The organism is Sinomicrobium endophyticum (genome assembly GCF_052983315.1).
In genome coordinates, this window is record NZ_JBRKIS010000006.1 from 44230 (window position 1) to 63618 (window position 19389).

Consider the following 19389-nt stretch of genomic DNA (forward strand, 5'->3'; position numbering starts at 1 on the left):
GGAAAAGAAAAGGGGGCGGAGAATATTCCGCCCCTTTATAAAAGTATAAAAAGTAAAAACATGTACAAACATTGTATTGCCCTGTTTTTGTTATTTTTTATCCCGATCTCTTCGGGATTGGCACAACAAGGGGGAAAAGATGTCCCGGACGGTAAGGAAGCCCGGGAATATTTTGTAACCAGCCTGGTAAAAATAGCATCCCCGGTACTGGAAGCCCTGGGCAAAAATGAGTTAAAAAAAACGATGCCTGTAGAAACCACTGCCAATCCCTGGGGAGACCGCAAACAAGTGACCTATCTGGAAGCGTTTGGCAGGACCCTTTCGGGAATGGCCCCGTGGCTCGAACTCGGTCCGGACAATACTACGGAAGGGAAACTCCGGGAAAAATATATCCGTTTGACGTTGAGAGGTATACAGAATGCCACGGACCCGGATTCTGCCGATTTTATGAACTTTACGAAAGGGGGACAACCCCTGGTAGATGCCGCCTTTTTTGCACAGGGCCTGCTACGTGCCCCGACACAGTTATGGGAAAGGCTGGACAAACAAACACAGGGCAATGTATTAACGGCCCTTAAATCTACCCGTGACATTTCCCCCGCATACAGCAATTGGCTGTTGTTTACCGCGATGGTAGAAGCTGCCCTTTTGAAATTTGAAGGAAAAGCGGATATGGTCCGTATAGAATATGCCCTGAACAAACACAAGGAATGGTATCTCGGAGACGGCATGTATGGCGACGGCCCAGACTTTCATTGGGATTACTACAACAGTTATGTCATACAGCCCATGTTGCTCGATATCGGGAATGTTCTGAAGGAAAAGAAGGGAGCGTTGGAAGGATGGCGCTACCAGGCTTTTCTGAAAGATTATCGCCTGTTTACGGAAAGGGCACAGCGCTACGCAGCCATACAGGAAAGGCTGATAGCACCGGATGGTACCTATCCTCCCATAGGACGTTCCATCCCATACCGGTACGGTGCTTTCCAGGCATTGTCCCAAATGGCTTTACTACGGAAATTGCCAAAAGAGATCAGCGCTGCCCAGGTACGTTCTGCCTTGTATTCGGTAGTGAAGAAACACCATAGCGCACCCGATATGTTCGATGAAAAAGGCTGGCTTACCCTTGGATTTTACGGTCGTGACCCGGAGATAGCCGAAGGTTATCTTTCCACCGGGAGCCTGTACCTGTGTACAGAGGTGTTTCTGATACTCGGGTTATCCCCCGAAACCCCCTTCTGGACCGATCCGCCGGCCGATTGGACACAGAAAAAGATATGGAGTGGAAAAAAGGTATCCAGGGATCACGCATACTACCCAAAAAAAGACAAGGAACCCGACTGGGAAACCGTGATAGACGGTACTTCCTTTGCCGGTTATGATGTTTTTGCAAAACACTGGAACTATCTCTATCCCTGGGGAAGCGACCACAACGGTTCGGCCCGGATGTATGCCGGCCCGGAAAATCGGGAACAGCTTGCGTTAAACGATGGAGTACTGCGGATAAAAGCCACCCCGGTAAACAAGGACGAGGGGAAGAGCAGTAGCCCGCCCCATCAGCAGATTAAATATCATTCCGGGGCAATACACGCCAAACACCATATTGAGATAAGCAGGGAATACCCGGTATATAAGGTGTCCGGAGAGTTTCGTGCCCCGATAGCCAAAGGAACATGGCCCGCTTTCTGGCTGACTGCGGTAGACGGGTGGCCTCCGGAAAGCGATATCCTGGAGTTCAAAGGCGATACCTACAACTGGCAAAACACCTTTATTACCCCGGAAGAAGTGTCTACTGTTAAGAAAAACATTCCGGATGCGATGGAGGCATGGCATGAATACACAGCCGTATTGAAGCGTATTGATGATAAGATGATCACCATAGAGTATTTTATAGACGGAAAAAGAACAGGGAGTCATCGGGCAAATTTTACAGGAAAACCGCTCTGGCTGATTATCAACCTGCAAATGGAAGGATCGTCCGGTTCTCCTGGACCCGAAGCGGAGACCTTCTATTATGCCAGGAATGTGACGGTAAAAAGATCAAAAGAAGAAGGATAGAGATATATAATATTGTGGGATATCCTCTGTAAAAAGATATATTGTCTCATCCCGCCATCAAAAACATATCAGCATAAAACAGTGAAATTAACAGGTTCCATATCAGGTTTAGCCAGGCAAAGATTGGGAATGATCTTAATCTTATCCCTGTTTTTATCTCCTGCGATCTCCGCACAGGAAAAGACGAGGGAGACCGTAGTGGGTGATGGCTGGGCCAACAACTCGGTAAATGCGGTGATATTCCGTAAAAATGCCCTGACTACCCACGGAGAAAGACAGTTTATCGCCTATTACGATACCGACGGTTTTCTTACCCTCGGAATGCGGAAGCTTGGCGATACGGATTGGAAAGTAAAACAAAGTCCTTATCGGGGAAATACTGCCGATGCCCACAATACCATTAGTATCGCTGTAGATGGGGAAGGCTATCTGCACGTATCCTGGGACCATCACGATACCCCGTTGCGGTATGCCAGGAGTGAGGAACCCTTTGCGCTGGACCTTGGGGAAGAAATATCCATGACCGGAAAAGAAGAGAATAAGGTCACTTACCCGGAGTTTTACGCCCTTCCGGATGGAGAAATCCTGTTTTTTTACAGGTCCGGAAGCTCGGGCCGGGGAAATATGGTGGTAAATACATATGATACAGAGAAGAGAGAATGGAAACAATTACATGACAACCTTATAGACGGGGAAGGACAAAGAAGCGCTTACTGGCAGGCTTGTGTGGATCATCAGGGAACCATACATCTTTCCTGGGTGTGGCGGGAGACCTGGGACGTGGCATCCAATCACGATTTATGCTATGCCAGGTCCCGTGACGGTGGAATAAGCTGGGAAAAGTCTACAGGCCAAAAGTATGAATTACCCATTACCAGGTCAACAGCGGAATACGCCTGGAAAGTTCCCGAAGGTAGCGGCCTTATAAACCAGACGTCTATGGCAGCCGATGACCGTGGAGTACCTTATATAGCCACCTACTGGAAGCAGGACGAAATACCGCAATACCAGGTAGTGTATAAAGAAGGTGAAAACTGGAAAAGACGTACTACCCGATTTCGGCAAACACCTTTTGAGCTGGGCGGTGGCGGAACGAAAAGAATACCTTTGTCCAGACCCCAATTACTGGTTACGAAAGAAGCCGGGAAGGTGTTACTCCATTTGTTGTTCCGAGACGAAGAGAGAGAAAATAAAGTTTCCCTGGCAAGTACAGGTGTTAAGGATAGTTCCGAATGGCAGGTGTACGACCTTACTTCGTCGTCCGTAGGGCAGTGGGAGCCTTCCTATGACACGCAATTATGGAAAAAGGCAAAACAACTGCACCTTTTTGTACAGGAAGTGGAGCAGGCAGATGGGGAAGGATTGACAGAAAGGCCCGGAACTCCCGTACGAGTGCTGGAAGTACCATTAGAACGATAAAATAACAGGTAAAAGACCCTTTAAAAAACAATAAATATAAAGACATGAAAAAAATAATCCTTTTAATGTTTGTAATACTGCTTGCTATTCCGGCATCCGGTCAGGAAAATAACCTGTACCCGGTGGCAGATCGGGTATTGAAAAGAGCAGCTGTTCAATATAAGCATATGATGACATTGTTGCCGGATGACAAATTCCCGAAAACATATTTTGCGGAAAAAGATGAACTCGAGACGAGTGATTCCGGTTGGTGGTGCAGTGGTTTTTATCCCGGTGTTCTTCTGTACCTGTATGAAGACATGGGAGATACTGTATTGAAAGAAGAAGCAGACCGTATTATGGAGGTACTTGCCAAAGAACAGTTCAATACCGGGACCCATGACCTTGGCTTTATGATGTTCTGCAGTTTCGGTAATGCAGAGAGAATGGCGCCTTCGCCGGCCTATGAAGAAATATTGATGAACAGTGCCAAATCCCTCGCCTCAAGGTTTGACGAAACTGTCGGGTGTATACGTTCCTGGGATTCGCGTAATGACGACTTCCTGGTTATTATAGACAATATGATGAACCTGGAACTCCTTTTCTGGGCGACGGAACACAGCGGAGATTCAATCTATTACGACATAGCGGTAAGGCATGCGGATACTACCATGAAAAACCATTTCCGCAAGGATAACAGTTCGTATCATGTACTTAATTATGATGTGCATACCGGAAAGGTCAAAGAAAAGAAAACGGCCCAGGGTTTCTCCGATGCATCTGCATGGGCGAGGGGACAGGCATGGGGGCTTTACGGATATACGGTGATGTACAGGGCCACGGGTGAGCGTAAATATCTTGACCAGGCGGTAAAGATTGCCGAATTTATACTAAACCACCCCAATCTGCCCGAAGACAAAGTTCCGTACTGGGATTTCGATGCCCCGGATATTCCGGATGCTTTGCGTGATTCCTCGGCAGGTGCTGTTACAGCCTCCGCCTTACTGGAACTCAAAGACTATGTAGAAAAAGATAAAGCTGAAAAATACGCGGTAAATGCCCGCAAAATGCTTCATACCCTGGCTACGGAAACTTATGTGGCTTCCGAAGGGACTAACGGGGGATTCCTGTTAAAACACGGAGTAGGGCATATACCTCAAAAATCTGAAGTGGATGTACCGCTTACTTATGGAGATTATTATTTTGTTGAAGCACTGCTCCGGTATAAGAATGGGGAGGAAAAGGGATCGGACTAAAAGGAAACCCTTGTTTAGTTAAGTGCGAAGGGGGCGCAAAGTTTAAATGTGGGAATATATACCCGAAACTTCCGGGTAGAGGTAAAATTCACCATATTATAGTGCCCCCGCATTGCCCCTATAGGGGAAGTCAACAGGCATCCGGAACTGTAAGAATGAGACTCTCCGGGCTTTAATACGGGTTTTTTGCCTATAACTCCCTCTCCATCCACAAATTCGGGATGATTCAGGGAATCATAGATCTGCCAGTGTCTGGACGTTAGCTGTACCGAGTCTTTGCTCTGGTTCTCTATGGTGATCTTGTAACCGAAAGCAAAATGCATCCTGTAGTTCTTGAAGAAAGTGCCTTCAAAACTGGTGATTACTGAGATTTTTATGCCTTTGGTTATTTGTGTGATCATATAAAAAAACTTAAAATAGTATAACCACAATTTCGGGTTGTTTAAGGATACTGATAAAGAATCCCTCCAAACAAAAATACAAATTTTAGTTTTATCTGATTCAATTTGCGAATAAATTTTTTATCCGGCATTACTTCAGATGCCTGGTTTTTCCCGAATTATCTTCCCGAAATGACAAACCTTTTAGTTGGATATATTTACCGAAGTGCCGCTTCCGATGCCGATAAGACTGTCGTACATGTCACCAAAATTACGGTAATAGACCAGTACCAGATAGTTGTTTTCCGTTTCAAAATGATTGCCGTTTATGGTGGTGTAATCCATGCCGTCCGGGCCGGCCATGACAAATTTATAGTTGTAGAACCCTTGTTTAAGCCGGATTTTAGCCGTTAACCTTCTGCCACTCTCATCCAGGACCATTTTGTTTTGTCCGGTAAACTGGTAGTTGTTGAACTTTCCGTATACGTATACTTCATTGAGACCTATTTCCTGGCTGTACTTCAGGCTGAAATGTACATCGGCATAGTCGGCTTCCGTGTCATTGTCCCTGGCATTCCCGTCCAGGGTACGGATCTCAAAATCCCCGTTGATGTCCGGGTAATACGTATATGGTTTGTCGCTTTCTACCGTATTGGTAAACAGGTAGGTGTTGTAAACATCGAGTAACTCAGTGCCGGAAATCGTACTGGTGGAAGCCCGTATTTCTTTATTGTCGAAATAGAGGTATTCGTTACCCCCGTCAAAAGAGGTCTCTTTGTCGTATTTGTAAATTAACTGGTTGCCGGAGTAGAACTGGGGCTTGATCCCGGTGATCGCCGTGTTCCAGTTGTGGTTTTGCAGTATAACCACCTTTACTTCCTGTTGTGGGTTTACCAGGGCCTGGCCATTGGTGTTTATGGTAAACTGTACTACCTGCTTTTCATCGATTACCCTCATTTCGCGGGCTCTTTTCAGTACCATACCTACCGATACCATGTCTTTATAGATGATAAAACGCCTGGAGAACAGTAGTCTGTCGTTCCTGTCGAATATTTTAAGTATATAGTTACCCGAAAGTTTCAGGCGCGTTCGGGAATTAGGCAGAGTGAGATCGTAGTGTGAGTAGGGCTGCAGGGTGGTCACCGAATTTCTGTAGTCCTGTATTCTCTGGTTATCTACACCGTCCAGAAATTGTGATCTGAGCAGGTCCGACGGGGTCCAGTCCGCGTTACAGTGCACAATACTATAATAATAGTCCGATTCCCTCGCCTGAAGATCATCAAAAGACAGGGTGAAAGTTTCTCCTTGTGTTATGATAGGAAATTGATCGTCCCGATTGTCTCCGTCGCTTTTAAAAATGATCGATTTTATGTGTTCCGGTGGTTCTACCTCCAGTTCAGGCTGTGCAAAGAGACCTGTGAGCAGGGGTAAAGGCATGATAGCCAGGAGCTGGAGGAAATACTTTTTTCTGTGCATCATGCGGTAAAGATAAACAAAAAATGAGATGGAAGATCCGTATGTCAATTGCTGTGCTTTACCAAGCTGTCGGAAGGAATATCTGAGGATTGTGGTGTTACGGACTATATGTGCTTTTTGCGCGGGGAGCTTTTTTATAACACCACTTCGGTCAATGTGCCTTGGTCTTTTCTGACGATGCTGTTTTACCTTTATAATCAAAAACAAAGCATTTGTTTAGAATGGATATAAATAACAAAAACAGTGCTTTCCTATGGGGAATAAATATTCCATAAATTTATAAATTTGCATGAATTTTTGAATAACCTATTTTTCAAAACAATCCAATTGTAACATGTCCAATGACATTCGTATCAGAAAAGGTTTAAACATCAATTTGAAAGGGGAGGCGGAAAAAGTAGTTTCAGAAGCCCCGAGAGTTAAAACCTTCGCACTAAAGCCCACGGATTTTCACAACACTACTCCTAAAATGGTTGTGAAAGAGGGAGAAAAAGTAAAAGCAGGTGATGTTATTTTCTATTCCAAGTACAACGAAAAAATAAAATTCGTAGCTCCGGTTAGTGGTACACTCGCGGAAATAAGAAGAGGCGCTAAGCGTAGGATACTGGAAGTGGTGATTGAAGCCGACAGCCAGGATGTTTACAAAGAGATTGGTGCCGGGGATCCGAAACAGCTTTCTCCTGAAGAGGTAAAGGAGTTTTTACTGGAGAACGGATGCTGGCCTTTTATCCGCCAACGTCCTTATGATGTAGTCGCTAATCCGGACGACACTCCGAAAGCTATCTTTATTTCGGCCTATGCAAGCGCTCCGCTGGCAGCCGATGTTGAGTTTGTGCTTCAGGGCAGGGAAGAAGATTTTCAGACAGGGATTGATGCTGTAGCCAAATTAACAGCAGGTAAGACCCATTTGTCCGTAGCTAAAGGTTCTTCTTTTTTCGGTAATGTAAAAGGAGTGGAAATTCACCGGGTTTCCGGGCCGCATCCGGTAGGAAATGTGGGCGTGCAGATACATCATATCGATCCTTTGAATGCGGGAGAACGGGTGTGGGTGATCAGCCCTGAAGATGTGGCTATCATAGGTAAACTGTTCCGTACCGGCAAGTTCGACGCTACCCGTACGGTTGCCGTTGCCGGTACCGAAGTGGAAAAACCTCAGTATTACAGGGTGAAAATAGGGTCTTCCGTAAAGGCTCTTGTAAATAACGATTCTGGCGATGTAAGGATTATCAGTGGTGATGTGCTTACCGGGGACAAGATATCCGGAGACGGTTTCATCGGGTTTTATCCCAGTACGCTAACCGTAATCCCCGAAGGAAACGACTACAGAATGTTCGGATGGTTGCCTTTCAAAGACAACAACATACCGAGCATGCACCATACTTCTTTTTCATGGTTATTCCCTAAGAAGAAATATAAGGTAGATACCAACCTGAACGGTGAGGAGAGAGCGTTGGTAGTTACCGGAGAGATGGAAAAGGTAATGCCGATGGATGTTTATCCTATGCAGTTGCTGAAAGCCTGTATGGTAAACGACATCGAAAAAATGGAAAACCTGGGGATTTACGAAGTAGCCCCCGAAGACTTTGCGCTGATAGACTATACCTGTACCTCCAAGATCGAAGCGCAGGATATCATCAGGCAGGGACTGGATTTAATGATTAAAGAAGTTGGCTAATATATAAGCTATGAAGTTTTTAAGAAATAAAATAGATCAACTGAAGAAACCCTTCGGAAAAGGGGAAAAATGGGAAAAGTTCGCACCCGCGATCAACGCGTTGGATACATTCCTTTACGTGCCCAACCATACCACTAAAAAAGGTGCGCATATCCGTGATGCGGTAGACCTGAAGCGTACCATGATTACCGTGGTTATTGCACTTTTACCGGCCCTGATTTACGGCATTTACAACACCGGGTACCAATACCTACACCAGTTAAATGGTGGTGATGTGGCCTTTATGGACGCATTTACACACGGTTTGTGGAAAGTACTACCTATTATTGTAGTGTCTTATGGAGTAGGTCTGGCAATAGAATTTGTTTTTGCCATATACAGAGGACACGAGGTGAACGAAGGTTTCCTGGTAACAGGTCTGCTGGTTCCCATGATAATGCCCGTGGATATTCCTTTATGGATGGTAGGTCTTTCTGTTGCATTTGCAGTATTGATCGGAAAAGAAGCCTTTGGCGGAACGGGGATGAATATTCTGAATCCCGCTTTAGTTGCCAGGGCTTTTGCATTTTTTGCATATCCCACGTACATGTCCGGAAATAAAGTATGGGTTTCGGAGGCTACTAACGTAGACGCAATTTCAGGAGAAACTATCCTGGGAAGCCTTGCTGCCGGTCACGATGTACATTTCAGTATGTTTGATATGTTTAGCGGAGCTATTCCCGGATCTATCGGGGAAACATCCACGCTTTTTATCCTGATAGGAGCAGCATTGCTCATCTTCACCGGGGTAGGAAGCTGGAGGATTATGCTCGGTGCCGTTATAGGAGGAACTATTATGGGACTTCTGTTTAACCTTTGGAGTGCCAATGCCCTGATGAGCTTTCCATGGTACGAGCATCTGATGGTAGGTGGTTTTGCTTTCGGTGTGGTGTTTATGGCTACGGATCCCGTTTCTGCAGCCCAGACAACCAAAGGGAAATGGATATATGGTATACTGGTAGGACTCTTCTGTATTATGATCCGGGTGTTCAACCCTGCATATCCGGAAGGAGTAATGCTGGGAATACTGCTGATGAATGTATTTGCGCCGACCATCGATCATTATGTTGTGGAAGCTAACATAAAAAGGAGAAAGAAAAGACTGGCGTCTAAACAACTTAAAACTGCTTAGTGATGAACCGAGAGAGTAATACATATACATTTATCTTTGCTATAGCAATGGTGGTAATTGTCGCGTTCCTGCTTGCTTTCGCGGCGACTTCCCTCAAACCGAAGCAAGATGAGAATGTGAGAAAAGAAAAAATGCAGAATATCCTTAAATCTATCGGAATTGACGTGGAGAGGGAAGCTGCAGAAGGGAAGTATAAAGACTACATTAAAGAAGAATTATCTTTGATGTCTGACGGTTCCGTAGATGAAAGTTCGAAAGCTTTTGATCTGGACCTGAACAAAGAACTTAAACTTCCGGTGAGTGAGCAGCATTTCCCTATTTACATCGCAGATGTTGACGGAGAAAAATATTATATTGTACCTTTGAGGGGAGCGGGGCTCTGGAATGCTATCTGGGGTTATGTTTCTCTTAAAGATGATCTGAACACTATAGAAGGAGTTAATTTTGACCATGCCGGGGAAACCCCCGGTCTTGGAGCAGAAATTACCCAGCCCTGGTTCCAGGCACAGTTTGAAGGTAAGAAGATATTTGACGACAGTGACGAACTTGTTGGTGTACGAGTATCTAAAAGTAGCGGCACCAAAGGCGATAACGAGGTGGATGCCATTTCCGGAGCTACCATTACCGGCGATGGTGTATCGGCAATGATAAAAGAACGTTTGTTGCACTATCTGCCTTACTTTAAGAAACAAAAAACTCAATTAGCACTAAATTAATAGGACATCATGAGTAAAAAAGCTAAAAAATCGCCTATATTTCTTTTTGTGTCTGAGGAAAAAGAACCCCTGTTTTCCAAGAAAAACAGGCAGCTGTTATCCGATCCGCTGAACGATAACAACCCGATTACCGTACAGGTATTGGGAATCTGTTCGGCCTTGGCTATTACGGTACAGTTAAAACCTGCTGTGGTAATGACACTTGCCGTAATGGCGGTAATGGCATTCAGTAATATTATTGTTTCCCTTATCCGGAACCTTATACCAAACCGTATTCGTATTATCGTGCAACTGGTTATTGTGGCTTCACTTGTAATCCTGGTAGACCAGGTGCTTAAGGCGTATGCATACGATGTCAGTAAACAGCTTTCCGTATTCGTGGGGCTTATCATTACCAACTGTATTGTAATGGGGCGCCTGGAAGCTTTTGCATTGGGTAACGGTCCCTGGAAATCCTTTCTGGACGGTATAGGGAATGCGGCCGGGTACGGATTGATCCTTATTATTGTGGCATTCTTCAGGGAATTGCTCGGCTCCGGGAAATTGTTCGGAATAGAAGTATTGGGACATAAGGGAGTAACCCTGGCAGAATCTACGGGATTGTATGCTGTAGGATACGAAAATAACGGATTTATGTTGTTTCCCCCGATGGCTCTGTTAACCGTAGGTATTCTGATATGGATACAACGTTCCAGGAATAGAAAACTAATCGAAAAAAGATAAAAGGCTCTTCACTGTCTTGTAAAAACTAAAAAAATGGATTACGTAAATCTCTTCGTAAAAAGTATCTTTATAGAGAACATGATCTTTGCCTACTTCCTGGGCATGTGTTCTTATCTTGCAGTATCCAAAACGGTAAAAACAGCCGTGGGATTGGGAGCAGCGGTTATTTTCGTATTGGCTATAACGGTTCCTATAAACTTCTTACTGGATAACTACTTGTTGAAACCCGGAGCACTTTCGTGGTTAGGTGCGGAGTATGCCAGTTTAGACCTTAGCTTTCTCAGCTTTATCATGTTTATTGCGGTAATTGCATCTATGGTACAGCTGGTAGAGATGATTGTGGAAAAATTTGCCCCGGCATTATATGGGGCCCTGGGAATATTTCTTCCCCTGATCGCGGTGAACTGTGCTATCCTCGGTGGATCCCTGTTCATGCAGCAAAAAGATTTCGGTGGTTTGGGAGAGTCCGCCATTTACGGGGTAGGTTCCGGTATAGGCTGGTTTCTGGCGATCCTCGCCATTGCCGCCATCCGCGAAAAGATCACCTATTCCAACGTGCCGGCGCCTTTACGGGGATTGGGAATTACTTTTATTATCACAGGGCTTATGGCAATAGGCTTTATGAGTTTTATGGGAGTTTCATTATAAATTGTTTTATATATAGAATATGGATTATTCAGTGATCTTAGCCAGTATAGTTATATTTTTGTTGTTGATCCTGGTACTTGTTGCCATTCTTTTGGGGGCTAAGTCTAAATTGGTACCGTCCGGCCCTGTGTCGCTGCACATCAATGGCGAAAAGGATGTGGAGGTATCTTCCGGAGGAACACTTTTGTCAACACTCGGAAATAACAAAATATTCCTGCCGTCTGCCTGTGGTGGCGGTGGTACTTGTATCCAATGTAAATGTCGTGTGCTGGAAGGCGGAGGAAACATTCTGCCTACCGAAGAACCGCACTTTACCAGAAAAGAAATTGCCGAAGGATGGCGGCTCGGTTGCCAGGTGAAGGTAAAAGAGGATATGGTGATCGAAGTTCCGGAGGAAGTATTCGGAATTAAGAAATGGGATGCAGTCGTGGTCAGAAACTATAACGTAGCTTCTTTTATCAAGGAATTCGTTGTGGAGATTCCCGAAGATATGGACTATCAGCCCGGAGGTTATATCCAGATCGAAATTCCCAAATGCGTTGTTGATTTTAAAGATATCGACATTACCGCACACCCTAAAGAACACCCGGGAGAACCTGATAAGTTCAAAATGGAGTGGGATAAATTTAACCTGTGGCCATTGACAATGAAGAACGATGAAACAGTGGAACGTGCTTACTCCATGGCTTCTTACCCTGCCGAAGGAAGAGAGATCATGCTGAACGTTCGGGTGGCTACTCCGCCGTGGGATCGTGCCAAGAACAACTGGATGGATGTGAACCCCGGTATAGCGTCCTCTTATATCTTCTCCAGAAAACCAGGAGATAAAGTAGTTATTTCCGGACCTTACGGAGAGTTCTTTATCAACCCTTCGGAAGCAGAAATGCTTTACGTAGGTGGAGGGGCAGGTATGGCGCCTATGCGTTCGCACCTGTACCACCTTTTTAAAACCCTGAGAACTGGTAGAAAAGTGAGTTACTGGTACGGTGGACGTTCTAAGAGGGAGTTGTTCTACCTGGATCACTTCAAAGAACTGCAGGACGAATTTCCTAACTTCAAGTTCTATATAGTATTATCTGAGCCACTTCCGGAAGATAACTGGAAAGAAAAGAAAAACGTGGATGATGCCGAAGGAGACGGATTCCTCGGATTTGTACACCAGGCAGTGATAGATCAATACCTGAACCATCATGAGGCGCCTGAAGATATAGAGTTCTATTTCTGCGGACCTCCTTTGATGAACAAAGCAGTAGAAAAAATGTGTGATGACTTTGGTGTACCGCCGGAAAATGTAAGATTCGACGATTTCGGAGGGTAACCTACGAACAACCAAATTATACAAACAAAGGAACCGATGCATAATAGCTGTATCGGTTTTTTTGTTTTTTTACAAATTCCTTTATTCCATTAATCTGCAACTTTCCATTCCATACAACGGTCTTGAATATGACCTCGTTTAAACTTTTTTGATTGAAGCGAAAAATAGAGATTTTTGTTCCAAATTTTGGCTTTTTTGCATTGCATAGCAGAGCTACGGAGTAATAAAAAGACAAAATTTGGGGCAAAAAGATTATTTTGTAGCCAATTGGAAAAAGTTTAAACGAGTTCTATTTATAAAAATAACATTTAATAGAGTTGGAGTTATATAATTGTTATTTTTGTGGCATTCTATTCGAAAATCACTAAAAATATGAATGCGAAAATATTACTTAGCTTTTCATTGGTCTGCGGATTGTTATTTTCCTGTGCCGATGAAAAAAAAGGAAACCGGGAGAAAAAAACAGAAGTATCGGAAAAGAAGTTTGATTACGTTGTAGAGCAGTTTGCCGACCTTCGTATTCTTCGTTACCAGATACCGTCCTGGGATAACCTGAGCCTTAAAGAACAAAAACTGGTTTACTATCTCACCCAGGCCGGCCTCTCCGGAAGGGATATTATGTGGGATCAGAATTACAAACACAATCTTGCCATACGAAAAGCCCTTGAGGATATCTATAAAACCTATGAGGGAGATAAAACTTCGGCAGACTGGAAAGCATTTGAGGTATATCTGAAACGCATATGGTTTTCCAATGGCATTCACCATCACTACTCCAACGACAAAATAAAACCCGGTTTCAGTAAAGAATACCTGGACACTCTTTTGAAGGAAACCGGGACAGAACTCGACGATACTGTAGTGCATATACTTTTTAATGATGTCGATGCCAAAAAGGTAAACCTGGATGAATCGAAGGGTTTGATAAAAGGATCCGCAATAAATTTTTATGGTGAAGGAATCAGTGCGGATGAAGTAGATGCTTTTTATGCAAAGATGAAATCTCCCGACCCGGCGAAACCGCTTTCTTTCGGTTTGAATTCCAAACTGGTTAAAGAGAATGGCAAGCTGGTAGAAAAGGTCTGGAAAAGCGGGGGAATGTATGGAGAAGCGATAGATAAGATCATTTATTGGCTCGGAAAGGCAAAAGAGGTGGCTGAGAATGAAAAACAGGGAGAAGCGCTTGGATTGCTTATGGAGTATTACAGGACGGGAGACCTGCAGACCTGGGACGATTATAATGTGGCCTGGACCAAAGCAACCGAAGGCAATATAGATTATATCAACAGTTTTATAGAAGTATATAACGACCCTAAAGGATATCGTGGATCTTACGAGTCCATCATACAGATCAAGGATTTTGAGATGTCCAAAAAAATGGAAGTCCTCGCCCATAACGCACAGTGGTTCGAAGACAATTCCCCGCTGATGCCGGAACACAAAAAGGAGAATGTGGTAGGGGTGTCGTACAAAACGGTTATCGTGGCAGGTGAAGCGGGAGATGCTTCACCGAGCACACCTATTGGGGTGAACCTTCCTAATGCCAACTGGATACGTGCAGCACACGGTTCCAAGTCCGTTTCGTTAGGAAATATCATAGAAGCATACGGGAATGCCGGAAGCGGGGATCGCTTAAAAGAATTTGTCCACGATAAAGAAGAACTGGAACTCGCTAAAAAATACGGGGAACTGGGAGGGAAGTTACATACTGCCCTTCACGAAGTTATAGGGCACGCTTCCGGAAAACTGAATCCCGGTGTGGGAGAAACCAAGGAAACCCTGAAAAGCTACGCTTCCACCCTGGAAGAAGGAAGGGCAGACCTGGTAGGGTTATACTATATTATGGACCCGAAAATACAGGAACTCGGCCTGGTGGACGATTATCGCAAAGTTGCTATGGCGGAGTATGACGGATATATCCGCAACGGTTTGCTCACACAGCTTGTACGCCTGGAGCCTGGCAAAGATGTGGAAGAAGCACATATGCGTAATCGACAATGGGTATCGGCCTGGGTGTACGAAAAAGGTCAGAAAGAGAATGTTATTGAAAAGATAAAGAGGGATGGCAAGACCTATTACAATATTAACGATTACGATAAATTAAGAGGATTGTTCGGAGAATTGTTGCAAGAAACCCAGCGCATTAAATCCGAAGGCGATTACGAAGCCGCGAAAGCGCTTGTGGAAGGTTACGGAGTAAAAGTGGACCAGGCGGTGCACAAAGAAGTTCTGGATAGGAACAAAGTGTTTAAATCTGCCCCCTACAGCGGTTTTGTGAATCCGGTACTGGTGCCGGAAACCAATGATACCGGGGAAATTACCGCAATTAAAGTAACGCAACCCCAAAGCTTTGAAGAACAAATGCTGAATTATTCCGAAAACTACGGATTTTTACCACTTAAAAATTAAACAGTGTCTTGAAGTAAGAGACTTATCAATAGAAAAGCCTTCCGGATTCGTTCGGAAGGCTTTTTTTATGGTGTTTGCTTGCTATTTAGTGTGGTAATTTATCTTTGAGTAGTCCGTAGACAAAAGTTCCGGCCAGGGCACCCAGGATAACAATCCCCATACTCCAGAAACCCGCTCCGAAGAGAATGTACATAGGTCCGGGACATGCCCCCGCCAGCGCCCACCCCAGCCCGAATAGAATGCCTCCGGCAAGATAACGCGTAAATCCTTTCTCTTTATCCGGGATTTGTATAATCTCTCCTTCCGTATTTTTTATTTTTCTCCGTTTGTAAATTTGAATGCCTATAACCCCGGTACCAATGGCTAGCATGATAATGCCGTACATGTGAAAGGACTGAAAGTGGAACATTTCATATATCCTGTACCACGAAACCGCTTCGGATTTGGTGAGCACAATACCGAAGAAGATACCTGTGAGTAAAAATTTAATATATTTCATAAAACTGTTTTTAAGCGAATCCTCTTGTTAAAAGATCAGCGGAAGTATAAAATGAGCCATCAATAGTCCCCCCAGGAAAAAGCCGATAACAGCTATAACCGAGGGCAATTGCAGGTTGCTAATACCACTTATGGCATGCCCGGAAGTACATCCTCCGGCATAGCGGGCGCCAAAACCTACAAGAAAGCCACCTCCCAGTAGAATAAGCAATCCTTTAGGAGTTAAAGCGTTCCCCATACCGAATATGGCATCCGGCAACAATTTGCCTTCCGGTGCTTCAATATTCATCTGCGCCAGTTGTGTAACCGTGTCCGGGTTCAGGTTTACACCACTGCCGTCCGACAAGAAGTTTACCGTTAAATAACCGCCTATCATAGCCCCGAGAACAACCATGAGGTTCCATCGTTGTGCCTTCCAGTCAAAACGGAAAAAACCGCAGTATTTACCACTGCCCAGGGCAGAGCAGATGGTACGCAGGTTCGAAGACATACCAAAATTTTTACCCATATATATCAGCAGCAGCATCACCGCTCCTATGAGTATCCCCGAGAGATACCAGGGAAAAGGTTTAAATATAAAATCCATAGTCTTTGTGTGATTGTACTGCAAAAATACGCACAACTTTCCGGAACTGTGTAACCGTGGTTACACAGGGCAGGGCAAATGCGCCTTAAAATTCAAACAACTTCTTAGCATTGCTGGTTGTTTTTTTAGTTTTGGAGTTGATGCGTTCGGAGTTGGGAGGTACATGGATTTCTAATCCATAGGTTTTTTATAACACACTGAAAGTTTGTTTCGTCACGAAGGCACGAATAGTTTTTAGAAAACCAATCCTGTTATCCGTAAATCCGTGACTAAAGTTTACCGAGCCTTAAATGTAGCTGTAATGAAATTGGCCTGTCTCAGAAGACAAGGTTTTGACCTTTAACAGGATACTAAAAAAGCATTCCAAAACTCCTCAGTTCTTTAACTATTAATGCTAATTAAGGGTCAGATTTTTTTTAGTTAAAGATCAATCAGTTGTGGTTTTTCAATAAAAAAATAGTCGAGTTATTAGGTTACTGAGTAATTGAGTTATTCAGTTTATAGGCATTGCCTGAATAACTCAATAGCTTAATAACCAATAACTAAAGTGCAATTTCATTCTTTATCAAAATATGCCCCTGAAGGTTATAAAGATTGAATCCCATTAAATGGGTCTTATTCCTTGATGCTCTGTATCGAAATAAGCTAAGGCTTGTTCATTTAAATACCTCGCAGGCTTGCCCCGAGGTAGTTGATTTTCAACCCTTAATGCACATTATTAATTGAACTTAAATTTTATGATGCGATAAGAGCGAAAAGTGATAACAAACCCCGGTTTTAACCAGGGAATCCTTTTTAAATAAGTATCTTTGCCGCATGGAAATTCTTAGTGAACAGGAATTGCATAATCTTGCCATGAACGTTGTCGGAAAAGACCTCGAAAAGAGGGGTTTTGAGTTTGTTGCAGTGAACAGTAAGCTCAAAAAAGATCCCCAGTTTGTCTGCCTGAAGAACAAGAAACTACATTTTGTGGTAGTAAAAGCCGTCCTTTATCCTGAAAATCCCAAAGAATTCGATGTAGTGTATATGGAAATTGTCAGAGAGCACGCACTAAAGTTCAAGGCAAGGACATACTATGCCGGTGTGGGTATAGCTAATTCGGAAAACTATGAAGAACCGGTTGTAAAAGGCCGCAATTACATAATAAACTATGATGGTATCCAGGAAATTGTTTAAAACAGCAATAGTTTTATTTTTAGCGGGATCAGGACTCACAGGCTGTCAGCCTGAAAAAAAAACTGAAGCGGTAGTTATTCACGGGGAAGCCCAGGGGAGTACCTACACCATTAGCTATATCACGGATCGTGAAGGAGAAGATCTGAAACCTGCTGTAGATTCCATACTGCTTTCTATAGATATGTCAATGTCGGCATACCGCCCGGATTCCGATATATCCAAAATCAATAAGGGGGATAGCACTATAGTGGTCGATGAGAATTTCAGGAATGTATTCCTGACTTCACAACGTATATGGAAAGAATCCGGGGGAAATTTTGATCCTACTGTTGGTAAACTGGTAAGAGCCTGGGGATTCGGGCCGGATCATCGTCGTATACCGCTGGACAGTACCAAAGTAGACAGCTTACTGCAATACAGTGGCTTTAACAAGGTGTCGCTTACCCCCGAAAACACGATCCGTAAGAAACACAGGGATATTTATTTTGACTTTAACGCTATAGCACAAGGATATACCGTAGACGTTATCGCAGATTTTTTCCTGGCCCGGGGTATAGATAACTTTATCGCCGAAGTCGGAGGAGAATTGGCAGCATACGGAAGAAATACGGTGAAAGACCGTGACTGGATCGTAGGGATAGACGATCCGTTACAAGCCGAAGAAGAGCGTTCTTTCGTAGCTAAGATCCGCGTCAGGGACATGGGGATGGCCACTTCCGGAAATTATCGAAAAACTATCACGGACTCCATTACCGGTGAAAAATACGTGCACACTATTGACCCGATAAGCGGGTATACGAAAAAGGGGAATGTACTTAGTACGACTATCCTGGCGAAAAACTGTATGGATGCTGACGCATACGCTACGACATTTATGGTAATGGGGCTAGAAAAAACCATGGAATTCCTGGAAAAGAAACCGGAGGTACATGCATTTATCCTGTATATGGATGAAAATAATGAAATGCAGAAATACATGACAGACGGGTTTAAATCCCTGATTCTCGACTAAAAAACGAAATGTGAAATTGCTGGGCTTCCGGGCTTATCGGTCCCGGTTTTTTATGGGGACGAAACAAGGTTTTGGTGTTGCCGGATTTATTATTTGAAGCAAACCGGAATAACCTCCCCGAAGGCAAGGGCATAACGGCGGACTGCTTCCGGAGGTAATTGTGCAGTATAGTCGACTTCCTCGACCGTAAAGCCAATGCTGCGGAGTTTGTCGAAATAATCCCTGCCATATACCCTTACATGGTCGTACTGGCCGAAAATCGCCGCTCTTTCCCTGGGATCGGTTATGGAATCATCTTCAAAAGTGTCTTTGCGATTCAGGTCCTGCGGTATCTGGAAAATTCCCATTCCACCTGGTTTCAGAACACGATAAAGTTCATGCATGGCCGTGGTATCATCCGGAATATGTTCCAGTACATGATTACAGAGGATAATATCAAAGCTATTGTCTTCAAATGGCAGGTTGCAAATATCCGCTTTTACATCAGCCAGGGGCGATTCCAGATCGGTAGTGGTATACTCAAGATTGTTTTGTTTGCGGAAACGTTTGTAGAATGCCTGTTCCGGGGCAAAGTGTAATACCTTTTTAGGAGCGGTGAAAAAATCTGTTTCATTCTTGAGGTAAAGCCACAGGAGCCGGTGCCTTTCCAGGGAAAGTGTGCCGGGGGCCAGAACATTTCCCCGTTGTTTTTCATACCCGTAAGGAAGAAAAGACCGGTAGCTTTTACCGTCTATGGGGTCGGTATAGGTATTGCCACGCATGGCAACGGCCATTGCGGGGCTTACCCAGTAGCTTGCCCGTATGAGCCAGGGCCTGGGAATAAAACGCAATATGGCCTTAAATAATTTCTTCATTGCAGGGAACTTCCGGAAAAAACGGGATAGGAGTG

At 44.2% G+C, this 19389-nt stretch carries 17 protein-coding genes; 12 read left to right on the forward strand and 5 right to left on the reverse strand.

All coding sequences use genetic code 11. The features are described 5' to 3' along the window. Window positions 1-60: 60 nt before the first annotated feature. From ACVBDU_RS01970 to ACVBDU_RS01980, 3 genes are all read left to right on the forward strand, one after another. The gene (locus tag ACVBDU_RS01970) at window positions 61-2058 is read left to right on the forward strand and encodes a DUF2264 domain-containing protein (protein ID WP_447178105.1); all 1998 of its coding nucleotides are present in this window, start codon (window positions 61-63) and stop codon (window positions 2056-2058) included. Between the two features lie 81 nt (window positions 2059-2139). After that, the gene (locus tag ACVBDU_RS01975; protein WP_447178106.1) at window positions 2140-3477 is read left to right on the forward strand and encodes a BNR repeat-containing protein; all 1338 of its coding nucleotides are present in this window, start codon (window positions 2140-2142) and stop codon (window positions 3475-3477) included. A 44-nt stretch (window positions 3478-3521) separates the two neighbouring features. Continuing rightward, complete coding sequence (locus tag ACVBDU_RS01980; protein ID WP_447178107.1) at window positions 3522-4712, forward strand: YyaL domain-containing protein; 1191 nt, start codon at window positions 3522-3524, stop codon at window positions 4710-4712. Window positions 4713-4726: 14 nt separating this feature from the next. On the opposite strand, the gene apaG is transcribed toward ACVBDU_RS01980, so the two are convergent. Then, window positions 4727-5113, reverse strand: a complete 387-nt coding sequence (apaG, locus tag ACVBDU_RS01985) for a Co2+/Mg2+ efflux facilitator ApaG/CorD (protein ID WP_123214137.1) — start codon at window positions 5111-5113, stop codon at window positions 4727-4729. A gap of 183 nt (window positions 5114-5296) precedes the next feature. After that, entirely contained in the window at window positions 5297-6571 is a 1275-nt protein-coding gene (locus ACVBDU_RS01990; protein WP_447178108.1) for a type IX secretion system plug protein, read from the reverse strand. A 331-nt stretch (window positions 6572-6902) separates the two neighbouring features. On the opposite strand from ACVBDU_RS01990, the gene ACVBDU_RS01995 reads away from it, so the two are divergent. The 7 genes from ACVBDU_RS01995 to ACVBDU_RS02025 all read left to right on the forward strand — a co-directional run bounded on the left by ACVBDU_RS01995 (window position 6903) and on the right by ACVBDU_RS02025 (window position 15228). Continuing rightward, window positions 6903-8243: a Na(+)-translocating NADH-quinone reductase subunit A gene (locus tag ACVBDU_RS01995; RefSeq protein WP_447178109.1), complete on the forward strand. Its 1341-nt coding sequence runs from the start codon at window positions 6903-6905 to the stop codon at window positions 8241-8243. Window positions 8244-8253: 10 nt separating this feature from the next. Then, entirely contained in the window at window positions 8254-9414 is a 1161-nt protein-coding gene (locus ACVBDU_RS02000; RefSeq protein ID WP_447178110.1) for an NADH:ubiquinone reductase (Na(+)-transporting) subunit B, read from the forward strand. A 2-nt stretch (window positions 9415-9416) separates the two neighbouring features. Then, the gene (nqrC, locus tag ACVBDU_RS02005) at window positions 9417-10130 is read left to right on the forward strand and encodes an NADH:ubiquinone reductase (Na(+)-transporting) subunit C (RefSeq protein WP_447178111.1); all 714 of its coding nucleotides are present in this window, start codon (window positions 9417-9419) and stop codon (window positions 10128-10130) included. A gap of 9 nt (window positions 10131-10139) precedes the next feature. Continuing rightward, on the forward strand, window positions 10140-10853 hold the full coding sequence (locus ACVBDU_RS02010) for an NADH:ubiquinone reductase (Na(+)-transporting) subunit D (protein WP_447178112.1): 714 nt from the start codon (window positions 10140-10142) through the stop codon (window positions 10851-10853). Between the two features lie 33 nt (window positions 10854-10886). Beyond that, window positions 10887-11501, forward strand: coding sequence for an NADH:ubiquinone reductase (Na(+)-transporting) subunit E (gene nqrE, locus ACVBDU_RS02015; RefSeq protein WP_447178113.1), 615 nt, complete (start codon window positions 10887-10889; stop codon window positions 11499-11501). A gap of 19 nt (window positions 11502-11520) precedes the next feature. After that, window positions 11521-12819 (forward strand): NADH:ubiquinone reductase (Na(+)-transporting) subunit F, encoded by a 1299-nt coding sequence (gene nqrF / locus ACVBDU_RS02020; RefSeq protein ID WP_447178114.1) that lies wholly within the window; start codon window positions 11521-11523, stop codon window positions 12817-12819. Window positions 12820-13191: 372 nt separating this feature from the next. Further along, entirely contained in the window at window positions 13192-15228 is a 2037-nt protein-coding gene (locus ACVBDU_RS02025; RefSeq protein WP_447178115.1) for a dipeptidyl-peptidase 3 family protein, read from the forward strand. A gap of 85 nt (window positions 15229-15313) precedes the next feature. Here the strand turns inward: ACVBDU_RS02025 and ACVBDU_RS02030 are convergent, their stop codons facing one another. Together ACVBDU_RS02030 and ACVBDU_RS02035 are read right to left on the reverse strand one after the other, a co-directional pair. Beyond that, complete coding sequence (locus ACVBDU_RS02030) at window positions 15314-15727, reverse strand: DUF6691 family protein (protein WP_447178116.1); 414 nt, start codon at window positions 15725-15727, stop codon at window positions 15314-15316. Between the two features lie 27 nt (window positions 15728-15754). Then, window positions 15755-16312: a YeeE/YedE family protein gene (locus ACVBDU_RS02035; protein ID WP_447178117.1), complete on the reverse strand. Its 558-nt coding sequence runs from the start codon at window positions 16310-16312 to the stop codon at window positions 15755-15757. A gap of 816 nt (window positions 16313-17128) precedes the next feature. Between ACVBDU_RS02035 and ACVBDU_RS02040 the strand changes: the two genes are divergently transcribed. Together ACVBDU_RS02040 and ACVBDU_RS02045 are read left to right on the forward strand one after the other, a co-directional pair. Then, window positions 17129-17488: a DUF8840 domain-containing protein gene (locus ACVBDU_RS02040; RefSeq protein ID WP_447178118.1), complete on the forward strand. Its 360-nt coding sequence runs from the start codon at window positions 17129-17131 to the stop codon at window positions 17486-17488. Further along, window positions 17463-18500, forward strand: coding sequence for an FAD:protein FMN transferase (locus tag ACVBDU_RS02045; protein ID WP_447178119.1), 1038 nt, complete (start codon window positions 17463-17465; stop codon window positions 18498-18500). The genes ACVBDU_RS02040 and ACVBDU_RS02045 overlap by 26 nt, the downstream gene beginning before the upstream one ends. A gap of 89 nt (window positions 18501-18589) precedes the next feature. Here ACVBDU_RS02045 and ACVBDU_RS02050 read toward each other — a convergent pair whose 3' ends face one another. Continuing rightward, entirely contained in the window at window positions 18590-19354 is a 765-nt protein-coding gene (locus tag ACVBDU_RS02050; protein WP_447178120.1) for a class I SAM-dependent methyltransferase, read from the reverse strand. Between the last annotated feature and the right edge of the window lie 35 nt (window positions 19355-19389).

Bases quoted from the DNA above. Each gene is read 5' to 3' on its own strand.
- ACVBDU_RS02040 (WP_447178118.1), top strand. From the start codon at position 17,129: ATGGAAATTCTTAGTGAACAGGAATTGCATAATCTTGCCATGAACGTT.
- ACVBDU_RS01990 (WP_447178108.1), bottom strand. From the start codon at position 6,571: ATGATGCACAGAAAAAAGTATTTCCTCCAGCTCCTGGCTATCATGCCT.
- ACVBDU_RS02000 (WP_447178110.1), top strand. From the start codon at position 8,254: ATGAAGTTTTTAAGAAATAAAATAGATCAACTGAAGAAACCCTTCGGA.
- nqrE (WP_447178113.1), top strand. From the start codon at position 10,887: ATGGATTACGTAAATCTCTTCGTAAAAAGTATCTTTATAGAGAACATG.
- apaG (WP_123214137.1), bottom strand. From the start codon at position 5,113: ATGATCACACAAATAACCAAAGGCATAAAAATCTCAGTAATCACCAGT.
- ACVBDU_RS02050 (WP_447178120.1), bottom strand. From the start codon at position 19,354: ATGAAGAAATTATTTAAGGCCATATTGCGTTTTATTCCCAGGCCCTGG.
- ACVBDU_RS01995 (WP_447178109.1), top strand. From the start codon at position 6,903: ATGTCCAATGACATTCGTATCAGAAAAGGTTTAAACATCAATTTGAAA.
- ACVBDU_RS02030 (WP_447178116.1), bottom strand. From the start codon at position 15,727: ATGAAATATATTAAATTTTTACTCACAGGTATCTTCTTCGGTATTGTG.
- ACVBDU_RS01970 (WP_447178105.1), top strand. From the start codon at position 61: ATGTACAAACATTGTATTGCCCTGTTTTTGTTATTTTTTATCCCGATC.
- nqrC (WP_447178111.1), top strand. From the start codon at position 9,417: ATGAACCGAGAGAGTAATACATATACATTTATCTTTGCTATAGCAATG.
- ACVBDU_RS01980 (WP_447178107.1), top strand. From the start codon at position 3,522: ATGAAAAAAATAATCCTTTTAATGTTTGTAATACTGCTTGCTATTCCG.
- nqrF (WP_447178114.1), top strand. From the start codon at position 11,521: ATGGATTATTCAGTGATCTTAGCCAGTATAGTTATATTTTTGTTGTTG.
- ACVBDU_RS02010 (WP_447178112.1), top strand. From the start codon at position 10,140: ATGAGTAAAAAAGCTAAAAAATCGCCTATATTTCTTTTTGTGTCTGAG.
- ACVBDU_RS02025 (WP_447178115.1), top strand. From the start codon at position 13,192: ATGAATGCGAAAATATTACTTAGCTTTTCATTGGTCTGCGGATTGTTA.
- ACVBDU_RS02045 (WP_447178119.1), top strand. From the start codon at position 17,463: ATGATGGTATCCAGGAAATTGTTTAAAACAGCAATAGTTTTATTTTTA.
- ACVBDU_RS02035 (WP_447178117.1), bottom strand. From the start codon at position 16,312: ATGGATTTTATATTTAAACCTTTTCCCTGGTATCTCTCGGGGATACTC.